Genomic DNA, 25,921 nt, shown 5'->3' with positions numbered 1-25,921 from the left:
TGCGCAAACATGGGCTCTGCGTGAAACTGAGGTTTATATGAAATCGTCAATGTTGGGCACGGTACCGCTTCACGGGGCCAATTTGCTTTTGCTATTGGCTCTTGCCTTTCCGGCAATTGCACATGCGGAGGGGAGGTGTCCTGCAGGGCAATATCCATCGGCGATCAAGGGGTTGGCGGCTGCGCTCCGATCCCAGGCGCTGGCGGGAGCTCCCGCGAGCAGGAGCCCGCTGGGCAGTGGCATAAAACCTGGGGCGCAATCGCTTCATCTGGAGCAACCGCAGATGCAGGCGTTGCCGTTAGCAGGCCCAGCAAGGAGAGTGCCGAGAAGTCGGCCTTGTCGGATTGCAGCAGGCGGGGTGCGACTGATTGCAAGGTGATTTTTACGTATCGAAACCAATGTGTCGCATGGGTAGTTCCCAGCAGCAAGGACGGACCGTCCCGCGCTGGTCTGGCCAGTGCCAAAGACCCTGAAGAGGCCCGCAAGGTGGCTCAACAGTGGTGTGTAGACACGGGAGGCAAGGCTTGCCAGGTGGTATACGAAGACTGCACCAAACCTGTGTATGAAGCGTTTTGAAGTTGAGTAACTTGTGATTGCTGGCCCCCGGCTTTGGTGTTGGAACCGCAGATGCAGTCGAGCAAGTTCGTTTAGGTCAACATCCCCGCGCACTACTGCGGTAAGAATATTGGCGAGGTCAGATGTTGACGCAACTGGCCCGACCGCTCTTTTTCACTTCGTTGAAACGATTTCTTTGACGTAGCTCTGGCAGGCCGCCAGGGCGATCAATCCTTGGTCACCGTCTCCGGCGATGGCGACAATTCGTTGAGCAACCGCTGGGGCAAGTTCGGCTCGCGCGCTTCCATGAACCACGCCGCAGGTGCCGGCGGTGGCTGACACCCCACTGCTACCACCCGAGGCGGCAGTGTTGAGAAGGACTGACAGCCGCAAGTCAGCAGTAGTAAGACGACCATGCCGCTGAAGCACTCGAAGTGAGTTTCGTGCCTGCAGCGTTGCACAGAACTGGTAGGCAACGATCCCACTCGAACCATCAAGCCTTTTCTCATATGGCAACTTTAAGTATCGGTCCTGAAATGGGGAGTAACTTTCCACCACTACGACGCCTTTGGAGTCGCGCTCGAGTTTATTGATGACGATGTGATCAGGGCCATCTCAAGGCTTTTTCTCAAGAGTTTCGGGTGCGAATAAGGCGCGAAGATATTCCTCATCCTCTCCGGCGAAGCGCATGGGGAATCGAAGCTACAGCATCGCCCCACCCTTGGTGACGTTTTCAAGAGAACGGGCGCCGTGCGTTTCGATAGCGGCCTCAATTTGCCTCTTGTCCCCTGCCGTCAAGCGGTAGCACTCTAGATCGGCAGGATTAACAGTGTCATGAGGCTCAAGCAAATAAGGCTGAACCGGCTTCATTGTCTTCACATCGCGAGCATCCCTGTTCAAAGACGAGAAACTCTACCATCGACGTGATACCTGAAAAAATGCCAACACCAACACTCCGTCGAGGCGAGATGATGGTTTGGTGTAACTGAGGTTTAGCGCGTAACGCCGCCAGCAGTCACCGCAGCAATTCCGAATCAACCACCAAGCTTTCGCTTCGACTACGGTACCGCATTCGGCTAAGCACCAAGCGTCGTTTGAGAACCACAAAAAAGAAAGGCACCCGAAGGTGCCCTCTCTGTAACGTTTACGGCTGGAATCGTGTGCCGCAGGCATGACACATCCAAGTGCGGCGCCACTCTTCCAGTTTGTCGTACTGCGCGACGTTGAATTTCCAGTGGCGAACGAATCCGATCACACCGACGGTGATAAATATCGCGCCAATGAAAAACCTCGTCCAATCCACGCCCCAGAACGTGTTCATAAGCTTGAGGCCGTCGTACAAGATGATGGCGCCAACCCCCGTAAGGATGACGGGGCCAAGCAAGCGCTTACCTGGAGGTGGGCCGACGCTTGCCGCCAAATGGGTCTGGTGCCGACCTGTAGTTTCAACGGTCACGCTTGGTCCGAATCCGGATTGGGATTGCGCTTGGTGGGTTGTTTGTATATGAGAGGTACCAGCAGCATGGATGACAGAAAGAAGCTGGACATTTTGGCCTTGGCAGTGCGGACAGCAGATGGCGTTGTTGCTCACCACGTAATCATTCCTTTGAAGGGCGGGAAAGCTTCATTCTAAGGCAAGGTTAAGGTTCTTTGCACCTGACGAGCAGCCTTATTTGAGCAGATCGACTCCTGTTGTTTGTACACACTTATGCCGCCAGTAGCTCACCGTAACTTCCCGCCAATAACCACCATAGATGTCCCGCTTGCTGTCTCGGCTGTAGAGGTGATGCAGGATCGTCCCCGGCGCCGGGAAGTGTTCGGGCTCGGTCTTCAGGACGCCGTCGGCCAAGTATACCCCGGCCTGGTTCGGCACCTTCGAGCGAGTCTGCATCAGCACCATGTCGCCATGCTGAGGGGCGCTGACTTGAACGAACCCGGCCGCGGGCAGGTTCTCCAGGTAGAGGTTCCGGCCCTTCTCCCACCACCCGTCCTCCCGCTCGCACTGGCCCAGGTCGATGCCCATTTCGCGGCAGTAGAAGTCGAGGACGATGCTCAAGCAGTCGTGCACGCCATGGGCGAACTTACAGCCGATCAGCGAGGCTGGTACCCATATCGGCCAGGGCCTTGTTGATGTCCTGGCTCATCGGGAGCACGTGGCGCAGACGGGTTACATTGCTCACGTGTCGTGCCCTTCCAGCGGCTGAGCAAAGGCGAACTTCACACCATCATCCGGGTAGTACGTGGAATAGGCGGCGCTCTGAAGGATCACACCGTCGACCAGCACCTCACAGCAGCATCACCATACTTGGCGATCAGTGCAGCTTTCAGGTCATCCGCAGACAAGGCCAGCGTGATGTCGTTGAAGTGGACCAGTTTCTTTTTGATGCTCATGACAACCTCATTACTCGTGCCACGATTGGGCGCATTCGAAAACGTGGCGCGGCTCAGCCCTCGGCTTCACGGCTTATGAAGCGATCGGAGTAATCCCGCAGCTTCTCTACTCCAACAAAGCCGACCATGCAGCCAGCGAAGGTGGCCAGGTTGGCCGGGAGCGTGAAGTACTCAAGCAACGGGATAAGGCTGGAACCGATCAGGCCGCAGATGACAGCTTCCAGCACCATCTTGCGTCTGCTGCCACCGCCATAGATCACACGGAATACGGCAACAATGGCAGCCGTACCTCCTGCATAGATCTTTGGCTGATGGGCCGCAAACCATGCCAGCGCTGCCGCCCATAGGTCGGGTTTCTTTTCTGGCATTTGGGCCATCTCTGTTCCTCCCTTTCGGGGAGCGCAAATGAAAAAGCCCCGGCGGGTGCCAGGGCCTGAAAGGTGTGCGCGTCTTTCTGCGCTGTCTGCCAAAGACCTTCTCAGCGTCGACGCCCCGTTGCATCGATCTCGCCAGGCCCAGTCTCGCGCCACCCCGACAGTATGGTGAGGTAAGGGTTCGCGGGCTGCCGGTGTTTTTCCGTTGCACTGCACCTGCCGGCTTATCAGAGTCAAGGCCTTCCGTGGGACTGCCGTCGCTGCAGGGAATCCGAAAGACATCCGGGAAAACGTCCACTTCGGTATCGCGCAGTCGGTACACCTTCGAACTCGCCCTCTCCAACCGCAATCAGCATTTTGGCTATGGCTACAGAGCGCAGGCTATCTGGGGGCCTCGGTCGGGGCCTTGGGTTTCTTTTCGCCGCCCTTGGCGCCGTGGACTTCGATACCTTTTACTGCGCCCATGCTTTCCTCCAGGCAAAAAAAACCGCCTCATGGGCGGCTGCGATGCTGCAGGCGACAACTACATCTGGTCTTCTGCGTAAATGGCGACGCTAATGATCGCTCCGCCTACACGGCGCTTGCCGTACCTCTCCGATCCCAAGCTTGACCGTCGCTGAGATTGAGCAATTGGCCAAGGAGGAGGCAGCGAAAGAGCACGCCTGCTAACTGTTACTGGCTGAAAGCATACCAATTCGAGATGAAAGCACCTCGTCTGCTGAGGCCCGCTGGCTCGACTCCTGTTTGAGCTGGGCCTTCAGCGCCTGAATCTCACGCTTCAGAACCTCTAATTCCCTCTCCAAACTTTCGTAATTACTGCTCATTCTCTACTCCTGCAGCCGTGCCGCGTCATGTCGGTTTTTTTTACGTCTTTGTGCCTGAGGATCAGGCGCGTTCGGTCATGCCAGGGACCGCCATAGACGATGATCTCGGACGGCCTGCTGTACAGGTGGTGAAGCAGGAAAGGGCCGTGGCCGAACGTTGCCGAGTCTTCATTTGGGCAATTTCAGGTACGCGTCCTGACCGTTTGCAGTGATGAACTCACGCTTGGCGACTGAGGACATTTCGGAACGTTTCAGAGCGGCCCCACCGCCATTTCCAGCACCGCCGGCCCCGCCGCCAGATGCCTTGCTACCTGCGATCAGAGGACCGAACACAGGGTCTTTCGTGAATTCACTCTTCAGCTCTTCCAGCGTGGTTGCGGAAAGCTTGCCGGCTTGGTCCAGCATTACGACGGTTGGCTTGCCGTCACGCTGCTTAACGCTCAAGCGGCGTTCGATATGAGGAAGCAGTGCTTTGGCACTGCCTGGGATAGCCAGGGTGGTTGTAATCTCGGTAGCGGTACGCCCTACGGTCAGATCCCTGATCTGGCCTTGCAGGGTGTTGCGCTCCGACTCCAGCTGACCGGCCAGTTCTGCTTCGCGGCGGCTGTACTTCTCGGACCAGGACTTTTCGAGTTCTTCGACGTTGCCGGACTTGCGCAGCGCTTCTTCGCGCTCCAGGCGAGCCTGTTCTTCTGCAGCCTTGCGCTTGTCGGCTTCGGACTTCTTCTCGGCCAGCAGTTCTTCAACTTTGGACTTCAGGCCGGATACGTCTTCTGGTTGAGGCAAGCCTTCAATACCAAGAACGTACTTGCCGTCCTTCTCGGTGTAAAAAGCGCGCACGGATTCGTCTACCCCTTCCAGGGTATCCAGTTGGAATTTCAGCATGAGGTGTCTCCCGGAGACGTAGGTGCAGGCCCTGCCCGCGAAGAAAAACTTGCTTTAATCCCTCATTGTAATTACATTGGAATCACAACTAAGCAAAAGGAACGGTAAATGAGCTCGGTACAATTCATTCATGGTGAAAACGGCGAAGCGATCTTTGCAGTGATGCCAATCGCTGCGTATCGGGATCTCGTAGCAGGTAGGTCAGCTTTAGAGCCAGCGGCTCAAACCCACCCACTTGTTAACGAGGATCAAACCATGATCAAACTTCCTTATGGCGGTCTTAATGCTTATCTGCATGTGCCTGACCTGGTGAGCTATTTGCAAAAGCACGACATCAAGCACCTTGCTATCAACCAACGAGCTCAGGTCTATACGGCTTATCCGGAGAACCAGCTCATGACCCTGGACCCGATCATCCGTCGCGAATTCATTGATGACCTGCGCTACAAAAACACCATGCAAGCAACGACCGAAGTGATTGATGCATTGGTATCGACTGGAAAGTTTCGCCGTTGCAAGCAACGCTACGAAGGCGTATTTACCCGCGCCGTTAATGCGATTGAACTCGTCGACTAACCGGCCAAGCGAGCTATCTCACCCCTGCCTTTTCAAATGCAAGCGGCTCTAGGGCTTTCATTTGCTCAAGGGTTAGGGGTGAGAAATTTCGGTCCAACTGAAGCTCGTTGAATCGCACGACGCTTAACCCGCCATCACGCAGCAGCTTGGCGCGGCTAGGGCCTATCGACTTGTCCTGAAACGCCGCCGGCTGCTGCTTAAGCCAGTCGTAGTAACTAAGGTCGGCCCTCACCTGCTGCGGTCCATTCTCACCGACAGATGCCCGTGTAGCGTCCTTAGCGAACAGCGCGCTGAACCTGGTCACCGCTACCACCGTCGAGCGACAGTTGATGTGGACCGGCGGCCTGGGCCCTTCAGTCAGCTGAACCGATGCTTGTCGAGCGTTCGGCACTGAGGCGTGGTCTTCGAATCCAGCGTGCTGACCCACTCCACGGCCTGAACGACGTCGGGGGTCTCTTTCAGCGTCTCCATGCGCGCCTGGGTGGCGACGTGCTGCACTGCCGTCCGCACAATGGCGCCCGCATTGCGGTTACGGGGCTCGACCACTCCCAGGTAAGCGCTTACGAGTCCAGTCAGGTAATGGGCGCAGACAGCACCCGAGAAAATGAAGACGGCCCAGGCCTTTCGGTCTACCAGGTCGTCGCGGTGCCACCAGCTCGCGGCGAACGCGCCAACCAACCCCGCGGTAAACCAGGTATCCAGCCTGTCGAGCAGGCGGTATAGAAACTCCATGCGCTCGACTCCGTGGGCATGATTCAAGAAAAAGGGGGCATCGGAAGCACAATGGGATTGAGGATTTCATATGCTTTTTTGCAGGAAGCAGAGCGTCCGGCACAAAAGTCGGACGCTCATGAACGCTTACAGGTTGTCGTAGGTCATCCATACGCTGGAGTTGTCATTCCCTGGGGCCCAGAAAATACCAAGCCCAGCGGGAACCACCAGCTCATAAGGAAGAGTGTCGAAGTTGGAGCCGGACGACGCCGCAAAAATTGCAGGGTAGCTATCCATCCGATGGCTGAGAGGCGGCTTCACGGTATCCGCATACAAACGGCCACCGCATGCTGAGACCGTACGAATGACGATGCCAGTAGTGTTTGCGGAAGGCTCTACAAGAGCATTGACGTATTGCCTGTAACCTACTTGATTGATGAACTTGCTACCCACAGTAACTTGAGTCATGAGATATACCTTTTGAATGAAATGAGTGGCGCGGATAGCTCCGCTTTCATGTCGCTCAAAGGCGATGGTTCGAGGCTTAAGGCCTTCACTCGGACACGTGTAGATCAGAACCTATATCGAGCTGATATCCATATCCTGTGCGTCCGAGGAGTGGAATGACTATCTCAACAAAATACTGTACATGCAACCAGCATTTCATGCGCTATTTCCCATCCCTACAAATCTCACTCTACCGATAACGCTCCCGGCGCCGACGCCCCATTGCATCAATCTCGCTGATCCAGTCTCGCGCCACCCCGAAAGCAAGTTTGAGGTCAGGGTGCTTGGGCTGCCGGTGTTTTCTTGCATCGCGGCACTCCCGGCGTATCCGCGTCCAGGCATCCCCCGAAGGGCCACTCTGGCTTTGGCGTGCCTGAATCAGAAATGAAAAAGCCCAGCGCAACGGCTGGGCTCTATTACGCAAAGAGATAGAAGATCATGGAGTCCAGTAAGCAATCATGCCGCCTGCACCAACAGCTACAAAATTGCCGTTGCCGTAGGCGACGCTCCGGATATCGGTTCCTGCGAAAGTGTTGGCTTGCTGAACCCAGCCGATCCCATCCTCGGAAACAGCTGTCTTGCCGCCGTCGCCGACAGCTACATACTTGCCATTACCGTAAGCAATGTCGCGGATGATGGTTCCACCGAAACTGGTATCTCCAACAGCAGTCCAGGTAAGCCCATCGGATGAATATGCCATCTTGCCATCCGCACCAACGATAAACATTTTCCCGTTGCAAAGCTTCATGGAAAGGATGGTGCTGGTGCCGAAGGTGCTGGTTCTGGTCGCGAATGATTGCGAATCATTCGTCGCCATCTTCACAGCGCTAAGCAGCTTCCCATTCGATCCCGCAACCAACACAAAAACGCCAATGACATTGACGCAGTACACAGTCTCGCTAGAAGTGAAGGTCGTAGTGCGCTGCACCTGGCCTGACCAATCGCCATAACGGGAAAAGACTTTACCGTTAGACCCAACCAGTATCCAGGTCGCGTTGCTGCCGTTAATTGGCTGATAATACACAATGCCTTGCAAGTCTCCGGACGCGCGAACAGTTGCCGTAATGTCTGTCCAAGCCCTTTCAGGGCGTGCTGTGCTGCCATAGACCACATTGCCGGATTGAGAAAGGGCTTGTAGCTGTGTCCCAAGACCGTTCCAGTACAGGTCGTTGAGGACCTTTCCGCTATCAGAGGTGACGGCGCCCTTAAGCTTGGTCCACGCTGTACCAGTCGCGCCTCCGCTGACAAGCTGAGTGGTTGTGGGAAGACCGTTGCCACCAGCCGCATAAAACTTGCCGTCCGCAAAAACCACGCGCCTGAGCATGCCGGTGTTATCCACCGGTTCCAATTGAGTCCAAAGATCTTGCAAGGTTTGAGAGGCTGAGTTTGCGTTTTCCATTTTAAACTCCGTTACTGAGCTGATTTAAGTTCAGGCCTCTGTATCGGGCGTATGGCGCTCATGGGCGATTGCTCGGGGCTCAAGGCCTTCACACGAGTCGAGAAGGTAAGCACCAGCAATGCGGTGGGTTTCGCTTCTGATACACCCGAGGAGTGAAATTACTATCCCAGCAAAATACTGTACGTGCAAACAGTATTTTTTTCATACTACTGCCCGCCCCTACAAAAATCATTCTGCTGAAATCGGAGTAATAAAAACCCGGCGCTTGGCCGGGTTCAGGGTTTCGTGTGCGTTTCGCGTTACTTGTGCACTATGGGAAAAGTACGCACAGAACCCCACCATGCCAATATCTTTATACCGCTATTTCATCATTTTCCGAGTGAATCACCTGCCAGATCGGCTGCTGAGCCTGAATATCCACTTCCTTGATCGCTGCTTTCAGTGATTCCCATAAGGCGAGCCAGTCACGATTCCAATGCTTAGGCTCACCTACAGACCATGGCGATGTTCAAGGTAAACACAGGGTGCCGGGAGCAGGAGGTTTGCAAGCTTCAGTGGAATTGGGATATTGCGGTGCCGGAACTTGGAACCAGTGTGTTTCTGATACCGGCCGGGTTTAGGGGAAGGAGCGCCAGATCTGGCGTTAAGAACCGAGATGAGCGCTTGGTCGTTTTGAATGACGTGGCCAAGTCGGTGATCGAGAAGCAGCGCGGAAAGCACCCACTCTACGTGTTCCCATTTGGCAAGCCTGATGGCGTGGGGAATGAAACGACGGTGCACCGCATGAATGACTCGGCCTGGGAGAAGGCCAGGATCAGAGCGGCGAAGAAGTGGCAGGAGAAGTTCCTGCGGCCGGCGCATGATGGCTTTGCCAGGATCCGCATTCACGACCTGAAGCACACCTTTGGGAGAAGGCTACGCGCTGCAGGGGTGACAGAGGAAGATCGGAAAGCACTGCTCGGCCACAAGAACGGAAGCATCACCAGTCACTACTCGGCAGGAGAACTGGATCAGCTCATTGAGGCGGCAAACAAGGTATCAGCAACTGACTCACGTGCACCAGCGCTGACGATTTTGAAAAGGAGGGAGGCATGAAGAAAAAGGCCAGGGTCACTCGTAAAGTCACTATGGCAGAAACAACAAAGCCGCTCGAAAGCTGCTAAGTCATTGAAAAATATGGTCGGGACGGAGTGATTCGAACACTCGACCCCTAGCACCCCATGCTTGGGCCTATAGATCAATAAATCATTGTTTTAAAAGAAAAAACTACTAAACAACAGCTTACAAAAAACCATCATTTCTGTGCTTATGCAAACGAAAATACGCGGGCTCCAGCGTAGGTTTTGCGCACACCATCTACGGCGTTCTGCCGACCTAGCTGCCCCCCTCCCCCCCTACAGTTCGTCGGCGCAAATCGCGCCCCGTTCAAGCCTCGATTACTGTATGCACATACAGCATTGGATTCGAGGTAGTACCGTGCACACCGAAGACACCGACACAGCCGACGACTGGCTAGGAATCCCCTCGCCCCTGGAAACCTGCAAGCAGCACATCCAGCTGCTGGAAAATGAAGTTGCAGAGCTGAACCTTCAGCTTCGCGCAGCCCGGGAGAACATCTTCAAGCTGGTCAACATGCAGACCCAGACCGAGAGGGACCGCGACGAGGCCCTGGCCCGGCTACGAGAAAAGGCCGGGGAAGCCTCAGATCTGCGCCGGAAAGTCAGCGACCTTGAGCTGAGTGTTCGGAGCAAGGACCGGGCGAACGAGGATCTTCGGCGGCAGATACCCGCTGGCGCCCGCGGAAAGCTACGCTGAGAGCAACCGAGGACACAGCTATGTGCGGAAGACTCTCGCAATACCGCGGCATCCATGACTTCGTCGCAGCCCTGAGCATGCCCGGGGCTCTGATCAATAACGTCGGTGATCAGCCTCTGGGGCGCTACAACGCCGCGCCGACGATGCAGCTCGCTCTCTTCCATGTCGCCGACGACACGTTACACGCTGATGCCGTGCGCTGGGGGTGGCGGCCGCACTGGGCCACCGACCGCGCCGCGCCGATCAATGCCAGGGTCGAGAAAGTGGCTCACGGGCCGTTCTTCCGCCAGATCTGGCCGCACCGGGCCATATGCCCAATCGATAACTGGTTTGAGTGGGTAGATGAAGGCGGACCGAAGAAGCAGCCCTACCTCATCCGGCACCGGGATCGCTCCCCCATCCTCTGCGCCTCAATTGGACAACTGCCGGATCCAGACGAAGGTCACGGGGAGCACGACGGTTTTGTGATCATCACCGCCGACAGCGCTGGCGGCATGGTCGATATCCACGACCGCCGGCCGGTGGTCCTGGCCCCGGACCTGGCCAGGGAATGGCTCGACACAGCAACGCCTAAGGAGCGCGCCGAGCAGATGGCCCTACACCAGGGCGAGCCCGCCGAGGCCTTCGAGTGGTTCAAAGTGAGCCCCGCCGTCGGAAACGTCAGGAATCACGGGGCGGAACTGATCGAGCCCTTGGCGATACCGTCATAGGACTGCTCGCACGTTACTCCCCTGCTCCGGCTTTGATCAGCAGCTGCTGCCAGGTCTCCCGCTCGCTGGTCAGCGCGCTTGAGCAGGTCGGCAAGCACCAGGGCTGTGCGGGTTGCTGCCGCGCTTGCGGCGGCAGTGCAGGAATTGCTGCTGGCCGTACGCTTGAGGCGCTCGGTGAGATCGTCGACTGTCCGCTGCAGGCTCCCAGCAGCAGCGCGAGCGGTAACAGCATCAGCCATTGCATCATCGATTTTCCGTTGCCCATTTTGCACCGCCTTGTTGATTGAGGTTTGTCGGGCCTGCTCTTTGTCGCGCTCGGCTTTCTCGGCCAGACCCCAGGCCTGCTGATCGCCGGCGTCCCGGGCATTCCAGCGCGCTTGCCACTCAGCATCCTTTGCTGCCTGGCCGTGGTCGTAGGCACTGGACAGTGCCCAGGCCGCCAGCACGACCATTAGGAGCGCCACCAGAGCGGCGCCGCAGGCCTTCAGAAGCAAGGCGTTCATGCCAACACCTTCGCGGCCAGATCGCGCAGGGCCACCCGTTCGGCCTGGCCAGTCAGCCCGCCGTTGATTGTCCTGGTGATCTTCGCGAACTGACCCGAGTCGGCCAGTTCGTTGAGCCCATTCGACTGCCAGAACCAGCCGGCGACCAGAGCGGCAGCCTTTGGCTGCTCCAAAAGTTCAGGGTGATTCACCAAGTCCAGGCCCAGGGCAGCGGCGGCGGCGCGGTAATTGTTCGCGCCGGTCAATTGGATCAGGCCCCGGCCCCGGTACTTCCAGCCATCCCCAGGCAGCGTGTTTCCCATCCGGCCGGCGTACACGATGTTCGCGATCTGCTCAGGCTTTCGGGCCACCTGGGCAGCTAGGGAGGCGTCGAAGCGGTTTGGCCAGACTGCCCGCAGCCGATCAGCGCTGTAGTTCAGATTCTCGACCATGCGCGTCAACTGCCCCGACTCATGCCCTACCTGGGCAATGAACGCGGCCATCCGCACAGGCGAGTTGATCTTGAAGCGCGCCATCGCCGCATTCAGTGCAGGCACAAAAAAGCCCGCGACTTGGCGGGCTTGAGGGAGGATCTGCAGCAGTTGCTGCTCTGTGAGTGGCATTGTGTTTTCTCCAGGCAAAAAAATCCCGCTCGTTGGCGGGGTTCGAAAACTTACTCTGGCCGCTGCGGGCGACGCTCCGGATCAGGGAAGTCGGAGCCGCCTTTCGCCCAGGTTCTGAGCTGGCCGCGATATGTGAGCCACTGCTTGCGCGTACCAGGCAGCAGGTCGGCAACTTCAATTCCCTCCTCCGCCTCCTCCAGGCGATCAAGCTGCTTGGCCACCTCTTCCAGCTCCTCAGCTATCCATGCCACATCCGCTACGCCCTGCTTGTAAGCTGAGGGGCCCCAGCCCGGGAAAAGCCAAACCTGGTCGAAGTATTCCGGCGTGCCCTCCACCGCAATTCCGCCTTCCGGCGCAGGTCCGTTGGTCTTTATGATCTGCACCCCGTCCTTGTCAACGTAGAGGATTGATGGCTCTTGAGGTGGAGGGCTGATTTCCAAGTCTTCAATTTTAGGCGGCTGCACGGATAACAATCCTCCAATTCGCTGGGGTGAGGTTGGCTGACGCACCTGTCTGGGCGTCAAGAACGGTTAGCCCGGTGGATGCCACCTTGATGAACACCTCCGTTGGGTTAGCCCCGATTGAGTACCCGGATGCTGGGAGTACATAAATTCCAGCAGACCATGATGCTTGGTCTACGGTGGGAACGACAAAAAGCTGCATGCTGGCGGGGATAGCACCAAGACCGTGCTGAACAGCCTGAAGCTGGCCGTTGCTGTAGGTGAGTCCGGCGCTCTGGTAGCGCTTTGTAGGGTAGTACCACTGCCAAGGGCCGACAGCCCCGTTAATGGAGGCCTTGGTGGCCATAGCGCCACCGGTAAGAGGTCGCGCAAGCATGGTCCAGCCGGTCGGGTCATACCAGCTCATCTCAAGCGTCCCGTAGAAGCCCGGACCGTCCACCGTTTCGGGGGTGATGATGTATTTCCCACTCGGCCTTAGGTTTGCCATGTTGGTGATGTATTCAATCGGCAGTGCCGCTCTAGGGTCCGCACCAATCCCGAAGTTGCCGACGTTAAAAAACCGGTTCCATGGCGTCCAAGAAGAGCCCGACGCCGACCGGAACCAAGTGATTTCACCTACGGGGTGGCCGCGAGTCGTCGTAAGCCGCTGAATCGTAGACGTATTGTCGCCATAGTCTAGAACCTCCAGGGTGCCATAAACGTTCATGCCATTTAGCGTGGTCGGCTTGGCGGCATAGACGCCCGCAACCAGCGCTTTGTTGCAGTCATTACTCGGAACCGCAACCGCAGATCCGCCGATGCCCTGATCTTTGAGGTTGGTCAGAGCCCCGAGTTTGGTTTTCTCGGCAGTCGTAAAGTCGTTTGCTGAGAGCCCCTTGCCCACTAATTTGTCGACCTTATTGTCCAGCGCGGTCTTGTCTGCCTTCTCGCTCAGAGCGATGTTAACCGCCGCCTTGTCGGCTTTCAGGTCTAGGGCGACCTCCGTGGCCGCCTTGTCCGCCTTATCGTCCACGCCTATGGCGGTCGCAAGCTCTGCCTTGGAGATGTCGCCCGCAGCATCGGGCTGGACTTCAGCCACGCTTTTGACGGTGCCACCTTCGGCGATGGCCGCGTACAACTCGGTGGTCATGTCGTTGATTTTGGTGTTCGCCACTCGAGGAGTATCGCCACCGACGCCGTTTGGCAGAACTCCAAGATTGATTTCCTGTCTTGCCATTACTTATCTCCAGGCAATAAAAAACCCGCCCAGGCGGGTGCATTCACACACTGTTGTTACTGCTGTGGATTGAATGGATAAGGGTACTCAGAAACGTCTATGTATGTGCATTGCGGTCTCGGGTTAACAGTGAGCGAGAACCATCCTGTTGGCGTCGTGCTGTGTACGGTCCCGTGGGTCGTCTCTGGAGACGTCCAAAAACTATGGGTTATGCTTCCGGTGTCACCTGAGCAACCTTCTTGCGAGCCTGTCTGCCACACCTCGTCACGACCCAGCTGAGATGCCAGCCAGCAACCCCTGCTCCATGGGATATTTGCCGCATAGGTTTTCGCGGGATTCAACGGCACTGTATAGAAGTACCCGCGAAATCCAGCCCTGCTTGGCAGCAGCGGCTGATCAAGCACTAGCACTTGATACCCTCCAAGGAATGGCGCAACCCTTCCGTTTGGGTATGGTGGCGATGGTGGCGGTGGTGTTGACGTACCGATGATATTTAAAGGCCTCTGCAGGCTGTTGAACGTGAAGCCTCCGTTTTCATCTCGAGTCTTTAGTGCTGGCCCTTTGAATATTGGGGCCATTACATCAAAGCAATAGACCTTGATACCCTCAACAGGTCCGGCAAAGTAGAAGACGCTCGACGTACCCTCCTTTGACGCGAATGGCTTTCCGCACGTCCCTGTTACGTACACAATTGGGTTCACGCAGTTCTCTACCGTGAACTTGTAAATATTGTCGTAGTAAGGGCTTGGCCCTCCTGCAGGATGGAGCTTCCTCCAAATCCCGTGATACTCAACTGGTCCGCTTTTAACCAGCCCGTATACCGACTTAGACGTGTCATAAAGAATCTCTCCAGACTCTTTGCGAACGATTAGCGCTGGGCCCATTAGTAGTACCCGTAGTAAATGATGCAGTTCATCGGAAAGCCGCTAGGAATGTTGTATGTCCATGACATTGACGTGTTCGTCATGATAACGCCAGGCAGCTTTCCCGCTGTATTCATGCATGGCTCAAGGGGGGATACGATGCTTATCGGTATCTTCCCTTGAGGAATCGTGAACGTCACAGTGCCGTTAGCTCTGTTCGATATGACATGACCAATCATCTGGCTAAGATTTTTGGTCATGTCAGCGGTTATTACACCGCTGCTATCACGGGTGATAAGACCTATCGTCATGTTGCGTCCAAACTTAGGTCAATACCTTTAACACCATTAGGATGGAAGATATAAAGCCCACTATTGTTAAACATGAGTCTTGCCCCATTTTGAGAATTACCCATCATCTGGAAAGTTCCATCAGGTAAGAACGCCCATCCAGAAACATTCGGCTCGTAGTTGCTCGACTGCAAGTTGCTGCCGATCTTGAGCATGTCGATTGACCCATCCTGAATAAATGCAGACCGCATGAACACCTGGCCGTCCTTAACAGCGAACGGCACGATGCCTCCTTGCTGAATAGCGAACAGGTCGGCATCAATAACGAACTTTGACTGCAGCCCGCCCGGCCCGTTTTCGAGACCAAGCCCGACACCTGCCCATTTGTACTCACCGGTGGCTGATGTGTACTGCAGGCGCACCGACCAGGTCAGCGAAACCTTCCCATCGATATCTTGGATTGCCTCCTTGTTCTCCGCGATGGAAGCGGTTGCGCCGTCGAGACTCGTTTGCACAACCTCGAGATCTCGGGAAAGGACTCCATCGGCATCTATTCGCGCCTGGCGCTCCTCCTGCACCGCAGCGGTGTTTTCTCCCACTCGAACACCCACGGTAGCGATTTGCTCAGCAAGGGCGCTGTCGCCATCAATGACGGCCTGCGACAGGGTAGTGATGGCCGCAGTGTTCTCTCCGACCTTGGCTTCCACTCGGTCAGTTCGCTTGCCCTGGGCATAGTCCCCCTCGCCGATGGCGGACCACACCGACCAGACTCCGACGCTGGTGGTGTTGTCGCCCGCATAGCTGCCGGTGTCTCCGGAGTACAGCGGGTTGAGCTGAACAAACACCCCCTCGACCTTCTCCGCTTGCGCAGCAACGACGCCGTCCAGTTCCGAAATGTCCAGCGTGTTCTGGTGCACCTCACCAGCCAGGGCGCCGGCCTCCTCAAGGATGGTGGCGATGTCTTGCCATGGCTCCGCAGGTGGCGCCACTCCCACAGCCACAGGCCCTTGGGCCTGATAGATCTTCTGCCCCAGGCGCACAACGTCGCCTTTGGCATAGGCCTTGGCCGGGTCATAGACGAGAGCGTCCGTGATGTCCTTGACCGCCTGATTGATCCGGTCGTTGACCGATCCAGGCCCATCACCATCGACCAGGTCGATTCGCTCGTTCAGCTCCTTGCTGATGATGCTTTCGTCAACCTCCCCCTTAATCAGATCAAGGACTGGTCCGGCATCAGCGCTGGCCATACCCATCACCCCGCCCGCAGCCGGATAGAACGGCCCCACGTTGCCGGTCCGGTCCACCAGCCGAGCCCAGAAGAAGAACCGAGCACCGGCCGCCAGCCCCTGCAGGCCATAGTCGGACTGCGGGTGTGCCAGATCCGTCAGCTTGGTGGCGTCTTCAAGGCTGTCGCCAGTGCCATACCAGATCTCGGTGCGCTGGGTATCCTCTGCGCCGACCGGGAACCCCCACTTCAACCCAATGCCGAATAGCTCGCTGGCGGTGTTTAGATACGCGACAGCCGGTGGCACACCCTCCTTGCCTTTCAGTTCGGTGAGCGCAGAGCTGCGCCAGGTTGACGTGATGTCGAACGCGCTCACAGCGCGAACCCTTGCCATGTATGCCCCGGCGTAGATCCCAACGACATCCACAGATGCAGTGCCGGTGCGCTGAAGGCGGATCCAGTTGCCACTGTCCTTGCGCCACTCGACGTCGTAAGCCACCGCTCCTTCTACCGCGGGCCAGGCGATAGTCATGGTGCTCACAGCCAAGCCTTGGGCGATCGCGTAGTCGGAGGTAAGCGTCACACTTGCCGGGGGCGGCACAGTGGTAACCGGAATGACGCTGATCGGCCGCTCTTCAAGCTTGGCGCCGGTATCGATCGCCGCGAACTTGCTCGGGTTGAACTCTAGGCCGGTGATCTCGTACTCGCCATCGGCGGTGCGCGAGGTCTTCAACACGCGGAACAGCTGGACGGCCAGATCATCGGCGTCGATAGCCCACTGCAGCTCGGGCTCAGGCTGCACGCTGTAGGCCGTTGTGACGGTCACGGCGCGCCCGACTACGGACTGCACGGTGCGGCCCTGGGCACTGCCGTTGGGCAGGTTGATGATCAGCCGGTCGCCGACCTTGATCTGGGTATCGCGATCCAGGGTCACGACCCTACCAGCGGCCCCGGCAATCCGGCCGCCGTTCGGGCGTCCCGACAGCAGCTCATCCGCCACAGGGATGACGTGGCCAGGCAGCGGGATTCGCCCCTCCATCCCTGTCTTAAAGGTGACGGTACGGTCCTGGTTGTTGCTCAGCAGCGCCCATTTACCGCGCCGCTGGGCCTCGCTGGCCCTGGTGCACCCGATAGCCGATATCTCGATCGGACGGTCCTGATACCGGCGCTGCAACGCAAGGTCGGTAACAGGGATGACGTCGGTATCGTAGTTGTTGGCCGGGTTGTCGTAGCTGACCAGGGCGCGGCTGTAGTGTGTGCTGCGCTCTGCGCCGCCATACGTGAACTCGCCGTCGATGACGTTCGCTCGCGTGAAAACATAGTCGAAGTCCTGCGCCCGTGGCATGTCGGCCTGCATGAACAGCGAGCCCTGGGCCCAGTACACCATTCCCCGGTAAATCGCCGACAGGTCGCGTAGCAGTGTCCAGGCCTCGGCCTTGGCCTGCAGGTTCATGTCGCATAAAAAGCGTGGCTCCTGACCACCTACCCCGTCCGGCACCATCTGGTCGCAGTATTGAGCGATGCGGTACATCTCCCACTTGTCGACCATCCAGGACTTAATGCGCTTGCCCAGGCCGAAGCGATCCTCAACGCACAGGCCGTACATCACAAGCGCAGGATTGTTGGTCCAGGCCTGCTTGAACGTACCGTCCCAGGCGCCACTGTAGGTGCGACTGATTGGGTCGTAGTTGGTCGGCACTGGCCAGCGTCTGGCCTTGGTCTTCACTGTCACGGACGGGATGTTCTGGAACTGCTCCGCGTCGAACTCGATGTAGAGCAAAGCGGTGTTCGGATAGCGCAGCTTCTGGTCGATGATCTCGGCATAAGCCGCGATGGTCATCGTGTCAGCGATAGTTCCGCTGGTGGCGTTTGGAGTAAGGCGGCGAACTCGAAGCGTCCAGCCCGATGCTGCGGCCGGCAGATCGACCCGGACAGACCGCTGATAGCCGCTGCTGGTCTTGCCGCTGACTGCGTTCCGGTGTGCTTCGACGAATGCCCCACCGTCGGTAGCGATATCGATAGCGTACTCGACGGTGTAACCGGTCGTGTCGCCGTTTGTGGGGTTCTGCTGCAGCAATCGGGGCCAGGTGAAACGCAGGCGCACAGCCGACAACTGGGCGTTGCTCAACGCTCGGGTCCAGGGCGCATCGCTGCGCAGCTCCACGCCCACCGACCTTTCGCTCTCGATCGCCGGGATGCCCTGAATGTACTCCTGCTCGACCGTACCGCGCCGCCACTCCCACTTCACGCCTGGGAAGTTCACGTTGCCGCTTGCGTCCTTGATTGGCGTGTTGTCGAGGTAGATATCGCGGTCAGTCGGCGCGCCGTCGAATTCGCCCTCGCCCACGGCCAGCAGCAGCTTGGCGATGTTGGTGGACCGCAGGCTGTCGGGCGCCTCATAGGGCGCCTTCGGTTTCTTCTCGCCACCTTTGGCGCCTGCAATTCCAAACACTGGTGAGTCGCCCATGCTTTCCTCCGGGCAATAAAAAACCGCCCGGAGGCGGTTAGATCAGGAGCCATGAAGGCTCGCGTACAACTTCATCGAGTAACGGACCAGCTGAAAAAGCAGTGGAATTAAACGCAAAGACAGACGTATCCAGATATTCATTCAAGCCCTCCTAAAGCAGGGAAGGCCGTTCCTTCCCCGAATAGTGAGGGTTTTTGCTGCTATGCCTTGTCTTCGGCGTAGATTGATGCAGAGATGATCGCACCGCCCCACCGCCGTTCACCAATGCAGATCGGAACCGGGTTACCGCTGGCGGTGGTGTTGTTCGCGCTGCCGAAGGCGTAGGACGGCCTGTTCTCTGACGCAGCGCTTGTTGATAAACCCTTTGGCTGGGGGCTCAGCATCTGGATAACGCCACCAGCGATCATTGAGGCCCCCATCATGATCATTGCCGATCCAAAGGGAGACGCTGCGCCGAATGAGCCACCAGTGACGATAAGCCCCGCCACGACTAGCACAGCACCAACAACTGTCTGCAATACCCCGCCCCTTTTGCTGCCTTCAACGACAGGAACAATGCGAACCTCACGGCAACCACTTCTGGCGAAGTCGTCAGTTCCGACATTCTTGCGATTACGAAATATGGCGAAGCGCACACCCATTGCTTGCAAACGCTTAATTTCTTCTTCAAAGCCTGGAATGGTGGCTTTCAAAGCCCTGAAAACCTCAAAAACACTGCCTCCGTCGAGCACCCTACGATGCACTCGTCCAAATTTTCGAGCGAGAGAACTTGACAGCTTGATCTGGGTAACTGGCTCGTAATGAGCAATCGTGGCCATGCAATTCTCCAAGAAACAAAAAACCGCCCGAAGGCGGCTTTGCGAAATATTCTTAACTTAATCAGAGGCAGCTTTGCAGCGCGGCAAGACGTTTATTGGCGATCCAATTTCCGAGCACAACGTAATATTTCAGCTCAGAACCAGCACCCTTTGGCTGAATATCAACGAAATATTCGGACGCGACAGTGAAAACCGTGTAACCAGACCCACGGCCGGGCTGCATAGTTGCTCCTGGGGTCGCACCAAAAATTGGCTGGTTCTGCCATTCATATTGGACGCACTTTGCTACTTCAGCGTCTGGCTTGTTAGAACTCAGAACCTTATAAGGGCCATTTTGGCGAGCCTCATTCATGGTTGGTGCCATGCACCCCGCCAGCACTACAAGCGCCAAGGCTGCAAAAAGAATTCGCATAACCTCACTCCTTCGAAAACCCGGAATGTATCACTTAGCGCCACGATGGCGCAGCACCAGACGGGCGCGGGCCTGCCAGGGTCCGCCGTAAATGATGATCTCGGACGGCCTGCCGTACATGTGATGCAGCAGAAAAGGCCCAGGTCCGTAGATCTCGGCTTGCTCACCCGGCAACTGGGCGTCACCGCCAAGATAGATTCCGGCATGGTTCGGGTGCGCAGTGCGGCCAACGGCCATGACGATCATATCGCCTCGCTCGGGCCGGTCGACATGGTAGAAGCCGGCAGCCTCATAGGCCTGCTCGTACAGACTTGGGCCGGAGGCCTGTTCCCACCACCCGTCATTACGGGTATACGCAGGGAACTCCAGCCCCCACTCGCGCCTGTACCAATCCGCGCAGACCTGCCAGCAGTCCCAGGCGCCGTGTACGAACGGCCGGCCCAACAGCGGCGTTTCACCGGTTGGCATGACGGTCCGCAAGTCGCCCTCGGGCCACGAAAGGATGTGCCACGGCAGACCAGTTGCCTCACACATGGCCAGGTCACGCGGCGAAGGCCTGCTGGTGGCGTCTGGGTGCGAATGAACGATGCCGATCACCTCGCCCTGATCTTCAGCTTCGGCGTACTGCTCTGGCGCGATGCGAAACTCCTCTGTCGGCTCAGTGGCCACGTTCGCGCATGGCAAGTAAATCTGCTTGCGGCCCATGGCCAGGATCAGCCCGCAACACTCGCGCGGGTATTCCTCCGCGGCGTGCTGCTGCACGGCGGAGAAGATGTGTTTCAGCATGATCAGCTCCGGGCGATGAGGGAGACGGCAGGAAAACCACCGAAACTGTTGGGGTTTCCGACCCCGAAGCGCACAACGCAACCGCTATCAAGACAGCCGTTGCACTGATCCTTAACAGGGTCATCCGTGGGCTTGCCGTCAAAGTCGAAGTAAGGCCCGGTGTAACCGCAGTTCGGCCCCCGATAGCCATTGGTCATGGCCCAGTGGCAAAGCTGCGTCATCTGCCGGCCTATGCTCTCGCCGCCCACGTTGCCAGGGCTGGCCAGCTCCCAGGAGACTGCCGCGCCGCTTTCGGAGACTTTCTGGTCGATATACCAGACCTCTACGCTCTCCTCGTTCGGGTCGGCCTCCGGGTTGCCATCAGGGAAGTTCTCGGCGTCCAGGAATTGGGCAAGGGTGTGGCGGATCGTGAGCTTGAACTCAAGCAAGTTGTCGAAGGCCAAGCAGAGCGCAGTGATACGACCGTTCACGTTACCCACGCTCAGGGTGGGGCGAACCTCCGCCCCGTCCGAGGTCGCCTCGATGCCGTCAATCTGCATGGGCCAGGCGCCGTACTCGTTGCCTTGCCACCAGATCGACTTGGCGGGCAACTGGTCGGCATTATCGCCAGCGGCTGCCAGTTCTTCCGGTGTATGCGGTATGGCGTGCCCGTGGAATCTAAGCATGTCTGCGCCGTAGTCGGAGCCGTCCAACTCGAACAGCATGATCTCCGACCCGGCTTCGAGCTTCTGGATCTGCGATATCAGGCTCATGGTTGGTAGGCCCTCTCAAAGGTTGCAGTGACAACGCCAACGCCTCCGGGGCGGCGTTGAATACCGAAGGTCTCGCAGCGATACAAGCCGAGGTCGCCCCCTGGCGGAATCCAGAGGAACGACTTGAAGCCCTTGTGCCGACGAATGAACGCCAGAATGGGCTGTGTCTCCTCTACAACACCGCCGAAGGTCAGCGACCAGCTATCGCTTTCGCCGTTCAGGCCGTCGCCGACGACTTGGGCGTAGCCATCGCCGAACTGCGACTTCCTGACCCTCAACTTGTTGTCAGAGGCGGCCTCGTCGTCGGGAGGCCAGGAAAATGTTTCAATCGACATCAGCCCCTCCTGATGGTTTGGGCGAAACTGACGCCGCCAGGGCGCCAGGAATCTGCAATGGCTCTGTCCATCATTCCCCGCATTTGCTGGTCGACGTTCTGTTGCAGAGCAGCGCTATCAAGTTGCATGCCCTCAGAGCTACGATCCTGCACGGTGATGCTCATTGGGGCGCTGACCTGCACAACGGTGCTGCCGCCCTGGTTGCCACCGACCATCTGGACGCCCAGCGACCCATCGGCGCCGCGCGCGAGGGGCATGATTGCCTCAGGACCAGCCTCACCAACGAGGCCTACCTTTCCGCCCGCCATTCCGAAAGCTGTTGGCTTACTGACGACGTTGTTCGTGAACGCGCCGCCCTTGGCGAACATCTGCACGCCACCGCTCCAGACGCCCCCGTTGGCTTGGTAGCTGGAGAAGTCGACCCCGGTATACCCGGCCTGCGTTGAACCGGCAGAAGCCGCGCCGCCGAAGTACGAACCAGCGGCTGAACCCCCCATGCCGATCAATCCGCTGAGCAGCGAACTGGCAGCCTGCTGGCTGGCAATTCTGGCCATATCCGCAAGCACGCTATTGGCGAAGTCGCGGAAGTTGGCTTTGCCAGTCATGGCGAAGTCCGCCAGCGCGTCGCGGGCAGAATCGAACCCAGTCGTCAGCATGCTCTCGGTTGCGCCGGCGACGTCGGCCGCATCGGCCCGGATGTTGGCCCAGGCACGCCGAGCGCCATTGCGGTAGTCGCCCTGGGCGCGCAAGCGAGCCTCGTACCCATCCACCTCCTGCTGGATTTCGCGAGCCTGAAACTCGGCCAGATCCGCCAGCCGCTGCTGGTAGGCGCTCTGGCTGAGCTGGCGAGAAGTGTCTTCCTGTTGCTCTTCAAGCTGGCGGCGAGCCTCTGCGTACCGCTGCCGCACAGCGTTCACGCGGGATGCTTGCTCGCGCTCATCGTCACCCTGGCCGATGCCCGCCACATCGATGTTGATCGCGTCTTGGCGGACCTGCAGCACGACCTCCATGGCCTTGCGATAAGCCTCCGCACTGTTGCGCCGCTGCTCTGCAAGTTTCTTCTCCTGCTCAGCACGCTTGTGCAGGGTGCCGTCTGCATACGCCTTGTTGAGGTTCTTGATGCCGAGCTCCATCTCGGCGGCGGTGATCTTGCCGGCGGCTTGGGCTTTTCGAAGACCCTGAACGCCTTCGGAGAGATCCACCAGGCGCTTCTTCTCCGGCAGCGCCCTATCGATGATCGCGTCGAGCGCCTTAACCTCGTCCTTGAGTGCCTTGGCCCTGCCCTTGCTGCTGTCCGTAGCGGATTTATTGGCCTTCTTCTGCGATTCGATCGCATTGGCCGTGGAGAGAATGGCCTTTCTGTCCGTCTCGGTCAGGTCGGCATTTTCGGCAATATGGCGATTGGCGATCTTGATTGCGTCGCCGTTGTCCTGAAGGCCAGCCAGTTGCTTCTGCAGGGTTTCCAGGTAGGTCTGCCCTGCGGAGCTCATCCCAGCCTTTGCGGCATTGTTGGCAGCGGTCGCCGCGGTGTTCTCCTGGGTTACCCCGGTGAGCACCCGCAGAGTTTCAGCAATCAAGTTCGAGCGCTGATCGGCATCACTGACGGCGCCGGCCTGGACAACCCATTGCTGCACGGCATTGGCTGGCAGCTGCAGACGTTCGCCTACCTCTCGCAGAATTGGCGCCAGATCGGAGCCCGAAATCCTGGCCTCGTTCAAGCGATCGATAAGGGTCTGGTACTCGCGCAACTGCTGGCCATACTTGCCGCCGGAGTCCCTGGCCGGCGCAGTGATCACCGCCGAGCGAATGGACTGAGCGAGATCGCCATAGGCGTCCTTCACCTTATCGGTAGCGCCAATTTGCTCTTGCTGCCACTTCACCAAGGAGGCTTCACGCTGGTCCCGGTTGAGTTTCTGGAACTCCTCTCGCAGTTGCTGCACTGGCTTGTGCAGGTCTTCGAGACTCACTCCAGCCTGGTCGGCGTTGTCCCGCATCAGCAAGAAGGAAGCGGCAGCGGTGCCGGCCAAAAGCGCCAGGCCCATCGGGCCGCCCATCACCCCAAGCAGGCCCGCGGAAGCGGCGCGCAAGCCGGTCTGCGCAGTCGCAACGGCCGTCGTTGCTGCGGCCTCCCGCGTCCGGGCCTGAGCGAGCTGAATCGACATCTGCGTCTGTACGGCCGTGCCGCGAGCCGCTGCAACTTCTCGAGCGGCCAGAATGGTGACCGTCTCAGCCTTGCGTTGATCAGCAATAGCGGCCTGAAGCACCGCCTGCGCCTGAGCGATGCGAGCAGCACGATCGGCAAGCGCTGCCTTGACCGCCAGGGCACCACGCGCCGTATAAACCGTCAGCGCCGAAACTCCGGCGCCGGCCATCACAGCAGCAACAGTGCCGATGTTATCGCCGATCACACTGATCGCGCTGGCCAGGCCGCCGACTACACCAGTGCTCTCCTCCATGCGCCCGAATAGGTCGGTCAGCGCGTTCTGGATGTTCACCAGGGCATCTTGGACGCTGACCGACATATCAGCGGCAGCCTTGCGGTTCACCTCTACCGTGCGCAACAGGCCGGTGTTGATGTCGTCCAGCGACAGCTTGCCCTGGATACCCAGCTTGCGGATCTCCTCGGCGCTCTTTCCTGTTGAACTGGAGATGGCGTTGACGATGGTCGGCATCGCCTCCTGGATGGAGACCCAGCCGTCAGCGTCCAGCTTGCCGGTCTGCAGCGCCTTGGAATAGGCGCCAAGGGCCGATGAGGCCTTGTCAGCTGAGGCGGCGTTGGTCACCAGCAGGAAGCTAAAACTGTCGGTAATGTCGAGCGTTTGCTGGGTATCAAGCCCAAGCGAGCGCATAACATCCGCGGTGCGGATGTAAAGCTCTTGGGCCTCGGACAGGGGCCGGTAGGTCTCTTGCGCAGTGCGCAGCAGATGCTGCTGAACCTCGTTGTACTCCTCGGAGCTACTGGTCGCCATCTTCAGGCGGTCGGCGATCTGTCCGTAAGCATCCACCTGCTGGATGATGCTGCCAACGAGGCCAGCGCCAGCTACTGCGGCAAAAGCACCACGGATTAGGCCCCCGGCGCGCTGTGCGTTCTGGGCAGTCCTGTCGAAAGCATCGTCCACACGCCCCAGGCTGCTGTCGATCTCCCGAGTCGTCCGCGCGACTACGCTGTCGGCCTGAGCCAGCTCCCGGCGCAGCTGGGCAGTGGTGGCCTCAATCTGGACCAGCATGCCCTCGACTTGTTGGTCGGCCATTTAATTCTCCAAGCACAATAACCGCCCAATGGCGGTGGCGGGTCTACTCTTCGCGTCCACGGAAGAACGCCTTGAGGCGATCCGCGACAGAGCTCGGCTTCTGCGGAATAGGTTTCTGCTGAGGTTTGCCCTGGTTCATCCAGTCGAGCCGAGCATCGAGGGCGAGCATGATCTGGGGGATAGGTGTTCGCCATGCAGCATCGGGCGACCAGCCCAGCCAGCCGGTGGCTACGCCGAACAGATAGTCGACGTAGCTGCCATCCCTTACGGCGCTGTGCTGGCCGCCCCTGGCTTTCCCCGCTCGGCTACGCTCGGCGGGACCGGGTTCATCAACACCGCCAGGAACTCTGTGAGCTCGGCGGACACTTTGGCCACGCCAGTCTCAAAGACCTGATGCGCGATGGTCGCGTGCTCCTCAGGCTTCAAGCCTGCGCCGGCGACCAGAACATCCGCGCATGCGGCAATGCTCAGGATGCGCATAGCCTCCAGCGCGCCCCGCAGACCTCCGAAACGGGTTTCGATACGCAGGGCCGCCTCAAGGGTGGGCTGCAATGTATAGGCGCGTGCACCGATCACCAGGGTGACGGTGCCATGCAAGGTTTCGCTCATAGGGCTTCTCGCTTAGATCCAGCAGGCCGCCCTTACGGGGCGGCTGGGCCGGCGGTGATTTCCAGAATTTCGGTGTTGATGGCCAGGGTCATGTTGCGGCGCACAACGTTATCTGCGGATCCAGGCGCCACCGTGTTGTTCATCACCTTCACGCCGAAATAAAAGGTCGTGGGCAGAATCGCAGGGGTTGCCCCCGGGTCGCCGTCGTTGAGGGTGACCTTGACGTTGTAGTTGCCTTTGGTGCGGTCCTTGTGAGCCACGGCAACCGCCTTCTGGCCGGCGTCGCCGTTGTCCAGGCCCACGGTCAGGGTCATGTTGCCGGCGTCGGCGGTGCCCTTGTACTTGCGCACACGACCATCGCTCAGAGCGGTGAAGTTCACCGAGCTGAAGGTGTCGCCAAACTCGCCCAGGTCTTCGATCTCGCCGACGTCGACATAGGTATCGGCCTTGTACTCGGTTTCGCTGTCCGCACTGGTTTTGCCGCCAATTGCGAGGCGGCAGCCAGCGGCTGTATTCAGATTGTCGGCCATGGGGGTTCCTCCAAAGGCGCATTGGATAATCGCCGCAGTGCGGCAGGTTGGTAG

The 25,921-nt window shown here is 58.4% G+C and carries 26 protein-coding genes and 4 pseudogenes; 5 read left to right on the top strand and 25 right to left on the bottom strand.

What is annotated here, in order from left to right:
• Window positions 1–135: 135 nt before the first annotated feature.
• Window positions 136–576: a DUF4189 domain-containing protein gene (locus AC1RGE_RS00565; RefSeq protein ID WP_492582990.1), complete on the top strand. Its 441-nt coding sequence runs from the start codon at window positions 136–138 to the stop codon at window positions 574–576.
• Window positions 577–729: 153 nt separating this feature from the next.
• Here the strand turns inward: AC1RGE_RS00565 and AC1RGE_RS00560 are convergent.
• The 8 genes and pseudogenes from AC1RGE_RS00560 to AC1RGE_RS00525 form a co-directional block, all read right to left on the bottom strand.
• A pseudogene (locus AC1RGE_RS00560) lies at window positions 730–966 on the bottom strand (lysis protein); the annotation flags it as partial.
• 733 nt (window positions 967–1,699) lie between these two features.
• On the bottom strand, window positions 1,700–2,146 hold the full coding sequence (locus AC1RGE_RS00555; protein ID WP_125062885.1) for a hypothetical protein: 447 nt from the start codon (window positions 2,144–2,146) through the stop codon (window positions 1,700–1,702).
• 78 nt (window positions 2,147–2,224) lie between these two features.
• Window positions 2,225–2,623, bottom strand: a complete 399-nt coding sequence (locus AC1RGE_RS00550) for an NlpC/P60 family protein (RefSeq protein ID WP_492582988.1) — start codon at window positions 2,621–2,623, stop codon at window positions 2,225–2,227.
• A 197-nt stretch (window positions 2,624–2,820) separates the two neighbouring features.
• Window positions 2,821–2,946: a hypothetical protein gene (locus AC1RGE_RS00545; RefSeq protein WP_492582986.1), complete on the bottom strand. Its 126-nt coding sequence runs from the start codon at window positions 2,944–2,946 to the stop codon at window positions 2,821–2,823.
• Window positions 2,947–2,999: 53 nt separating this feature from the next.
• Window positions 3,000–3,323, bottom strand: coding sequence for a phage holin, lambda family (locus AC1RGE_RS00540; protein WP_492582984.1), 324 nt, complete (start codon window positions 3,321–3,323; stop codon window positions 3,000–3,002).
• A gap of 662 nt (window positions 3,324–3,985) precedes the next feature.
• Window positions 3,986–4,144: a hypothetical protein gene (locus AC1RGE_RS00535; RefSeq protein ID WP_492582982.1), complete on the bottom strand. Its 159-nt coding sequence runs from the start codon at window positions 4,142–4,144 to the stop codon at window positions 3,986–3,988.
• Window positions 4,141–4,320, bottom strand: a pseudogene (locus AC1RGE_RS00530) (phage tail protein); the annotation flags it as partial. The pseudogene AC1RGE_RS00530 and the gene AC1RGE_RS00535, both read right to left, overlap by 4 nt.
• On the bottom strand, window positions 4,313–5,029 hold the full coding sequence (locus AC1RGE_RS00525) for a hypothetical protein (protein WP_492582980.1): 717 nt from the start codon (window positions 5,027–5,029) through the stop codon (window positions 4,313–4,315). The gene AC1RGE_RS00525 and the pseudogene AC1RGE_RS00530, both read right to left, overlap by 8 nt.
• A gap of 108 nt (window positions 5,030–5,137) precedes the next feature.
• Between AC1RGE_RS00525 and AC1RGE_RS00520 the strand changes: the two genes are divergently transcribed.
• Window positions 5,138–5,605: a hypothetical protein gene (locus AC1RGE_RS00520; protein WP_492582978.1), complete on the top strand. Its 468-nt coding sequence runs from the start codon at window positions 5,138–5,140 to the stop codon at window positions 5,603–5,605.
• Between the two features lie 13 nt (window positions 5,606–5,618).
• On the opposite strand, the pseudogene AC1RGE_RS00515 reads toward AC1RGE_RS00520, so the two are convergent.
• The 3 genes and pseudogenes from AC1RGE_RS00515 to AC1RGE_RS00505 all read right to left on the bottom strand — a co-directional run.
• Window positions 5,619–6,139: pseudogene (locus tag AC1RGE_RS00515) on the bottom strand (minor capsid protein); the annotation flags it as partial.
• Between the two features lie 324 nt (window positions 6,140–6,463).
• Window positions 6,464–6,784 (bottom strand): hypothetical protein, encoded by a 321-nt coding sequence (locus AC1RGE_RS00510; RefSeq protein ID WP_492582976.1) that lies wholly within the window; start codon window positions 6,782–6,784, stop codon window positions 6,464–6,466.
• Window positions 6,785–7,259: 475 nt separating this feature from the next.
• Window positions 7,260–8,222, bottom strand: coding sequence for a DUF6242 domain-containing protein (locus AC1RGE_RS00505; RefSeq protein ID WP_492582974.1), 963 nt, complete (start codon window positions 8,220–8,222; stop codon window positions 7,260–7,262).
• A gap of 486 nt (window positions 8,223–8,708) precedes the next feature.
• On the opposite strand from AC1RGE_RS00505, the pseudogene AC1RGE_RS00500 reads away from it, so the two are divergent.
• The 3 genes and pseudogenes from AC1RGE_RS00500 to AC1RGE_RS00490 all read left to right on the top strand — a co-directional run.
• Window positions 8,709–9,317 (top strand): annotated as a pseudogene (locus AC1RGE_RS00500) (site-specific integrase); the annotation flags it as partial.
• Window positions 9,318–9,698: 381 nt separating this feature from the next.
• Complete coding sequence (locus AC1RGE_RS00495) at window positions 9,699–10,037, top strand: hypothetical protein (RefSeq protein ID WP_492582972.1); 339 nt, start codon at window positions 9,699–9,701, stop codon at window positions 10,035–10,037.
• A 20-nt stretch (window positions 10,038–10,057) separates the two neighbouring features.
• On the top strand, window positions 10,058–10,747 hold the full coding sequence (locus AC1RGE_RS00490) for an SOS response-associated peptidase family protein (protein WP_492582970.1): 690 nt from the start codon (window positions 10,058–10,060) through the stop codon (window positions 10,745–10,747).
• Here AC1RGE_RS00490 and AC1RGE_RS00485 read toward each other — a convergent pair.
• The 14 genes from AC1RGE_RS00485 to AC1RGE_RS00420 all read right to left on the bottom strand — a co-directional run bounded on the left by AC1RGE_RS00485 (window position 10,705) and on the right by AC1RGE_RS00420 (window position 25,867).
• Window positions 10,705–11,250 carry a DUF2514 family protein gene (locus AC1RGE_RS00485; RefSeq protein WP_492582968.1) on the bottom strand — a complete coding sequence of 182 codons (546 nt, stop codon included), beginning with the start codon at window positions 11,248–11,250 and terminating at the stop codon, window positions 10,705–10,707. The two genes, AC1RGE_RS00490 and AC1RGE_RS00485, sit on opposite strands and share 43 nt — an antisense overlap.
• On the bottom strand, window positions 11,247–11,852 hold the full coding sequence (locus tag AC1RGE_RS00480) for a glycoside hydrolase family 19 protein (RefSeq protein WP_492582966.1): 606 nt from the start codon (window positions 11,850–11,852) through the stop codon (window positions 11,247–11,249). The genes AC1RGE_RS00485 and AC1RGE_RS00480 overlap by 4 nt, the downstream gene beginning before the upstream one ends.
• 50 nt (window positions 11,853–11,902) lie before the next feature.
• Window positions 11,903–12,316, bottom strand: a complete 414-nt coding sequence (locus AC1RGE_RS00475; protein WP_492582964.1) for a hypothetical protein — start codon at window positions 12,314–12,316, stop codon at window positions 11,903–11,905.
• The gene (locus tag AC1RGE_RS00470) at window positions 12,303–13,529 is read right to left on the bottom strand and encodes a pyocin knob domain-containing protein (RefSeq protein WP_492582962.1); all 1,227 of its coding nucleotides are present in this window, start codon (window positions 13,527–13,529) and stop codon (window positions 12,303–12,305) included. Before AC1RGE_RS00470 ends, AC1RGE_RS00475 begins: the two co-directional genes overlap by 14 nt.
• Before the next feature lie 1,170 nt (window positions 13,530–14,699).
• Entirely contained in the window at window positions 14,700–18,374 is a 3,675-nt protein-coding gene (locus tag AC1RGE_RS00465) for a TipJ family phage tail tip protein (RefSeq protein WP_492582960.1), read from the bottom strand.
• A gap of 200 nt (window positions 18,375–18,574) precedes the next feature.
• Window positions 18,575–19,192, bottom strand: a complete 618-nt coding sequence (locus AC1RGE_RS00460; RefSeq protein WP_492582958.1) for a tail assembly protein — start codon at window positions 19,190–19,192, stop codon at window positions 18,575–18,577.
• Between the two features lie 61 nt (window positions 19,193–19,253).
• Window positions 19,254–19,604 carry a hypothetical protein gene (locus tag AC1RGE_RS00455; RefSeq protein WP_492582956.1) on the bottom strand — a complete coding sequence of 117 codons (351 nt, stop codon included), beginning with the start codon at window positions 19,602–19,604 and terminating at the stop codon, window positions 19,254–19,256.
• Between the two features lie 30 nt (window positions 19,605–19,634).
• Window positions 19,635–20,390 carry a C40 family peptidase gene (locus AC1RGE_RS00450; protein WP_492582954.1) on the bottom strand — a complete coding sequence of 252 codons (756 nt, stop codon included), beginning with the start codon at window positions 20,388–20,390 and terminating at the stop codon, window positions 19,635–19,637.
• Window positions 20,391–20,392: 2 nt separating this feature from the next.
• Complete coding sequence (locus tag AC1RGE_RS00445; protein WP_492582952.1) at window positions 20,393–21,142, bottom strand: phage minor tail protein L; 750 nt, start codon at window positions 21,140–21,142, stop codon at window positions 20,393–20,395.
• Window positions 21,139–21,477: a phage tail protein gene (locus AC1RGE_RS00440; protein ID WP_492582950.1), complete on the bottom strand. Its 339-nt coding sequence runs from the start codon at window positions 21,475–21,477 to the stop codon at window positions 21,139–21,141. The genes AC1RGE_RS00445 and AC1RGE_RS00440 overlap by 4 nt, the downstream gene beginning before the upstream one ends.
• Window positions 21,477–24,728, bottom strand: coding sequence for a phage tail tape measure protein (locus tag AC1RGE_RS00435; RefSeq protein WP_492582949.1), 3,252 nt, complete (start codon window positions 24,726–24,728; stop codon window positions 21,477–21,479). Before AC1RGE_RS00435 ends, AC1RGE_RS00440 begins: the two co-directional genes overlap by 1 nt.
• A 43-nt stretch (window positions 24,729–24,771) precedes the next feature.
• On the bottom strand, window positions 24,772–24,969 hold the full coding sequence (locus AC1RGE_RS00430) for a hypothetical protein (RefSeq protein ID WP_492584226.1): 198 nt from the start codon (window positions 24,967–24,969) through the stop codon (window positions 24,772–24,774).
• Between the two features lie 23 nt (window positions 24,970–24,992).
• Window positions 24,993–25,337, bottom strand: coding sequence for a hypothetical protein (locus AC1RGE_RS00425; RefSeq protein WP_492582948.1), 345 nt, complete (start codon window positions 25,335–25,337; stop codon window positions 24,993–24,995).
• 32 nt (window positions 25,338–25,369) lie between these two features.
• The gene (locus tag AC1RGE_RS00420; protein ID WP_492582947.1) at window positions 25,370–25,867 is read right to left on the bottom strand and encodes a hypothetical protein; all 498 of its coding nucleotides are present in this window, start codon (window positions 25,865–25,867) and stop codon (window positions 25,370–25,372) included.
• Between the last annotated feature and the right edge of the window lie 54 nt (window positions 25,868–25,921).

It is taken from the genome of Pseudomonas sp. GW823-FHT02C05, from assembly GCF_058797595.1.
This window is presented reverse-complemented; position numbering and strand designations above follow the sequence as displayed.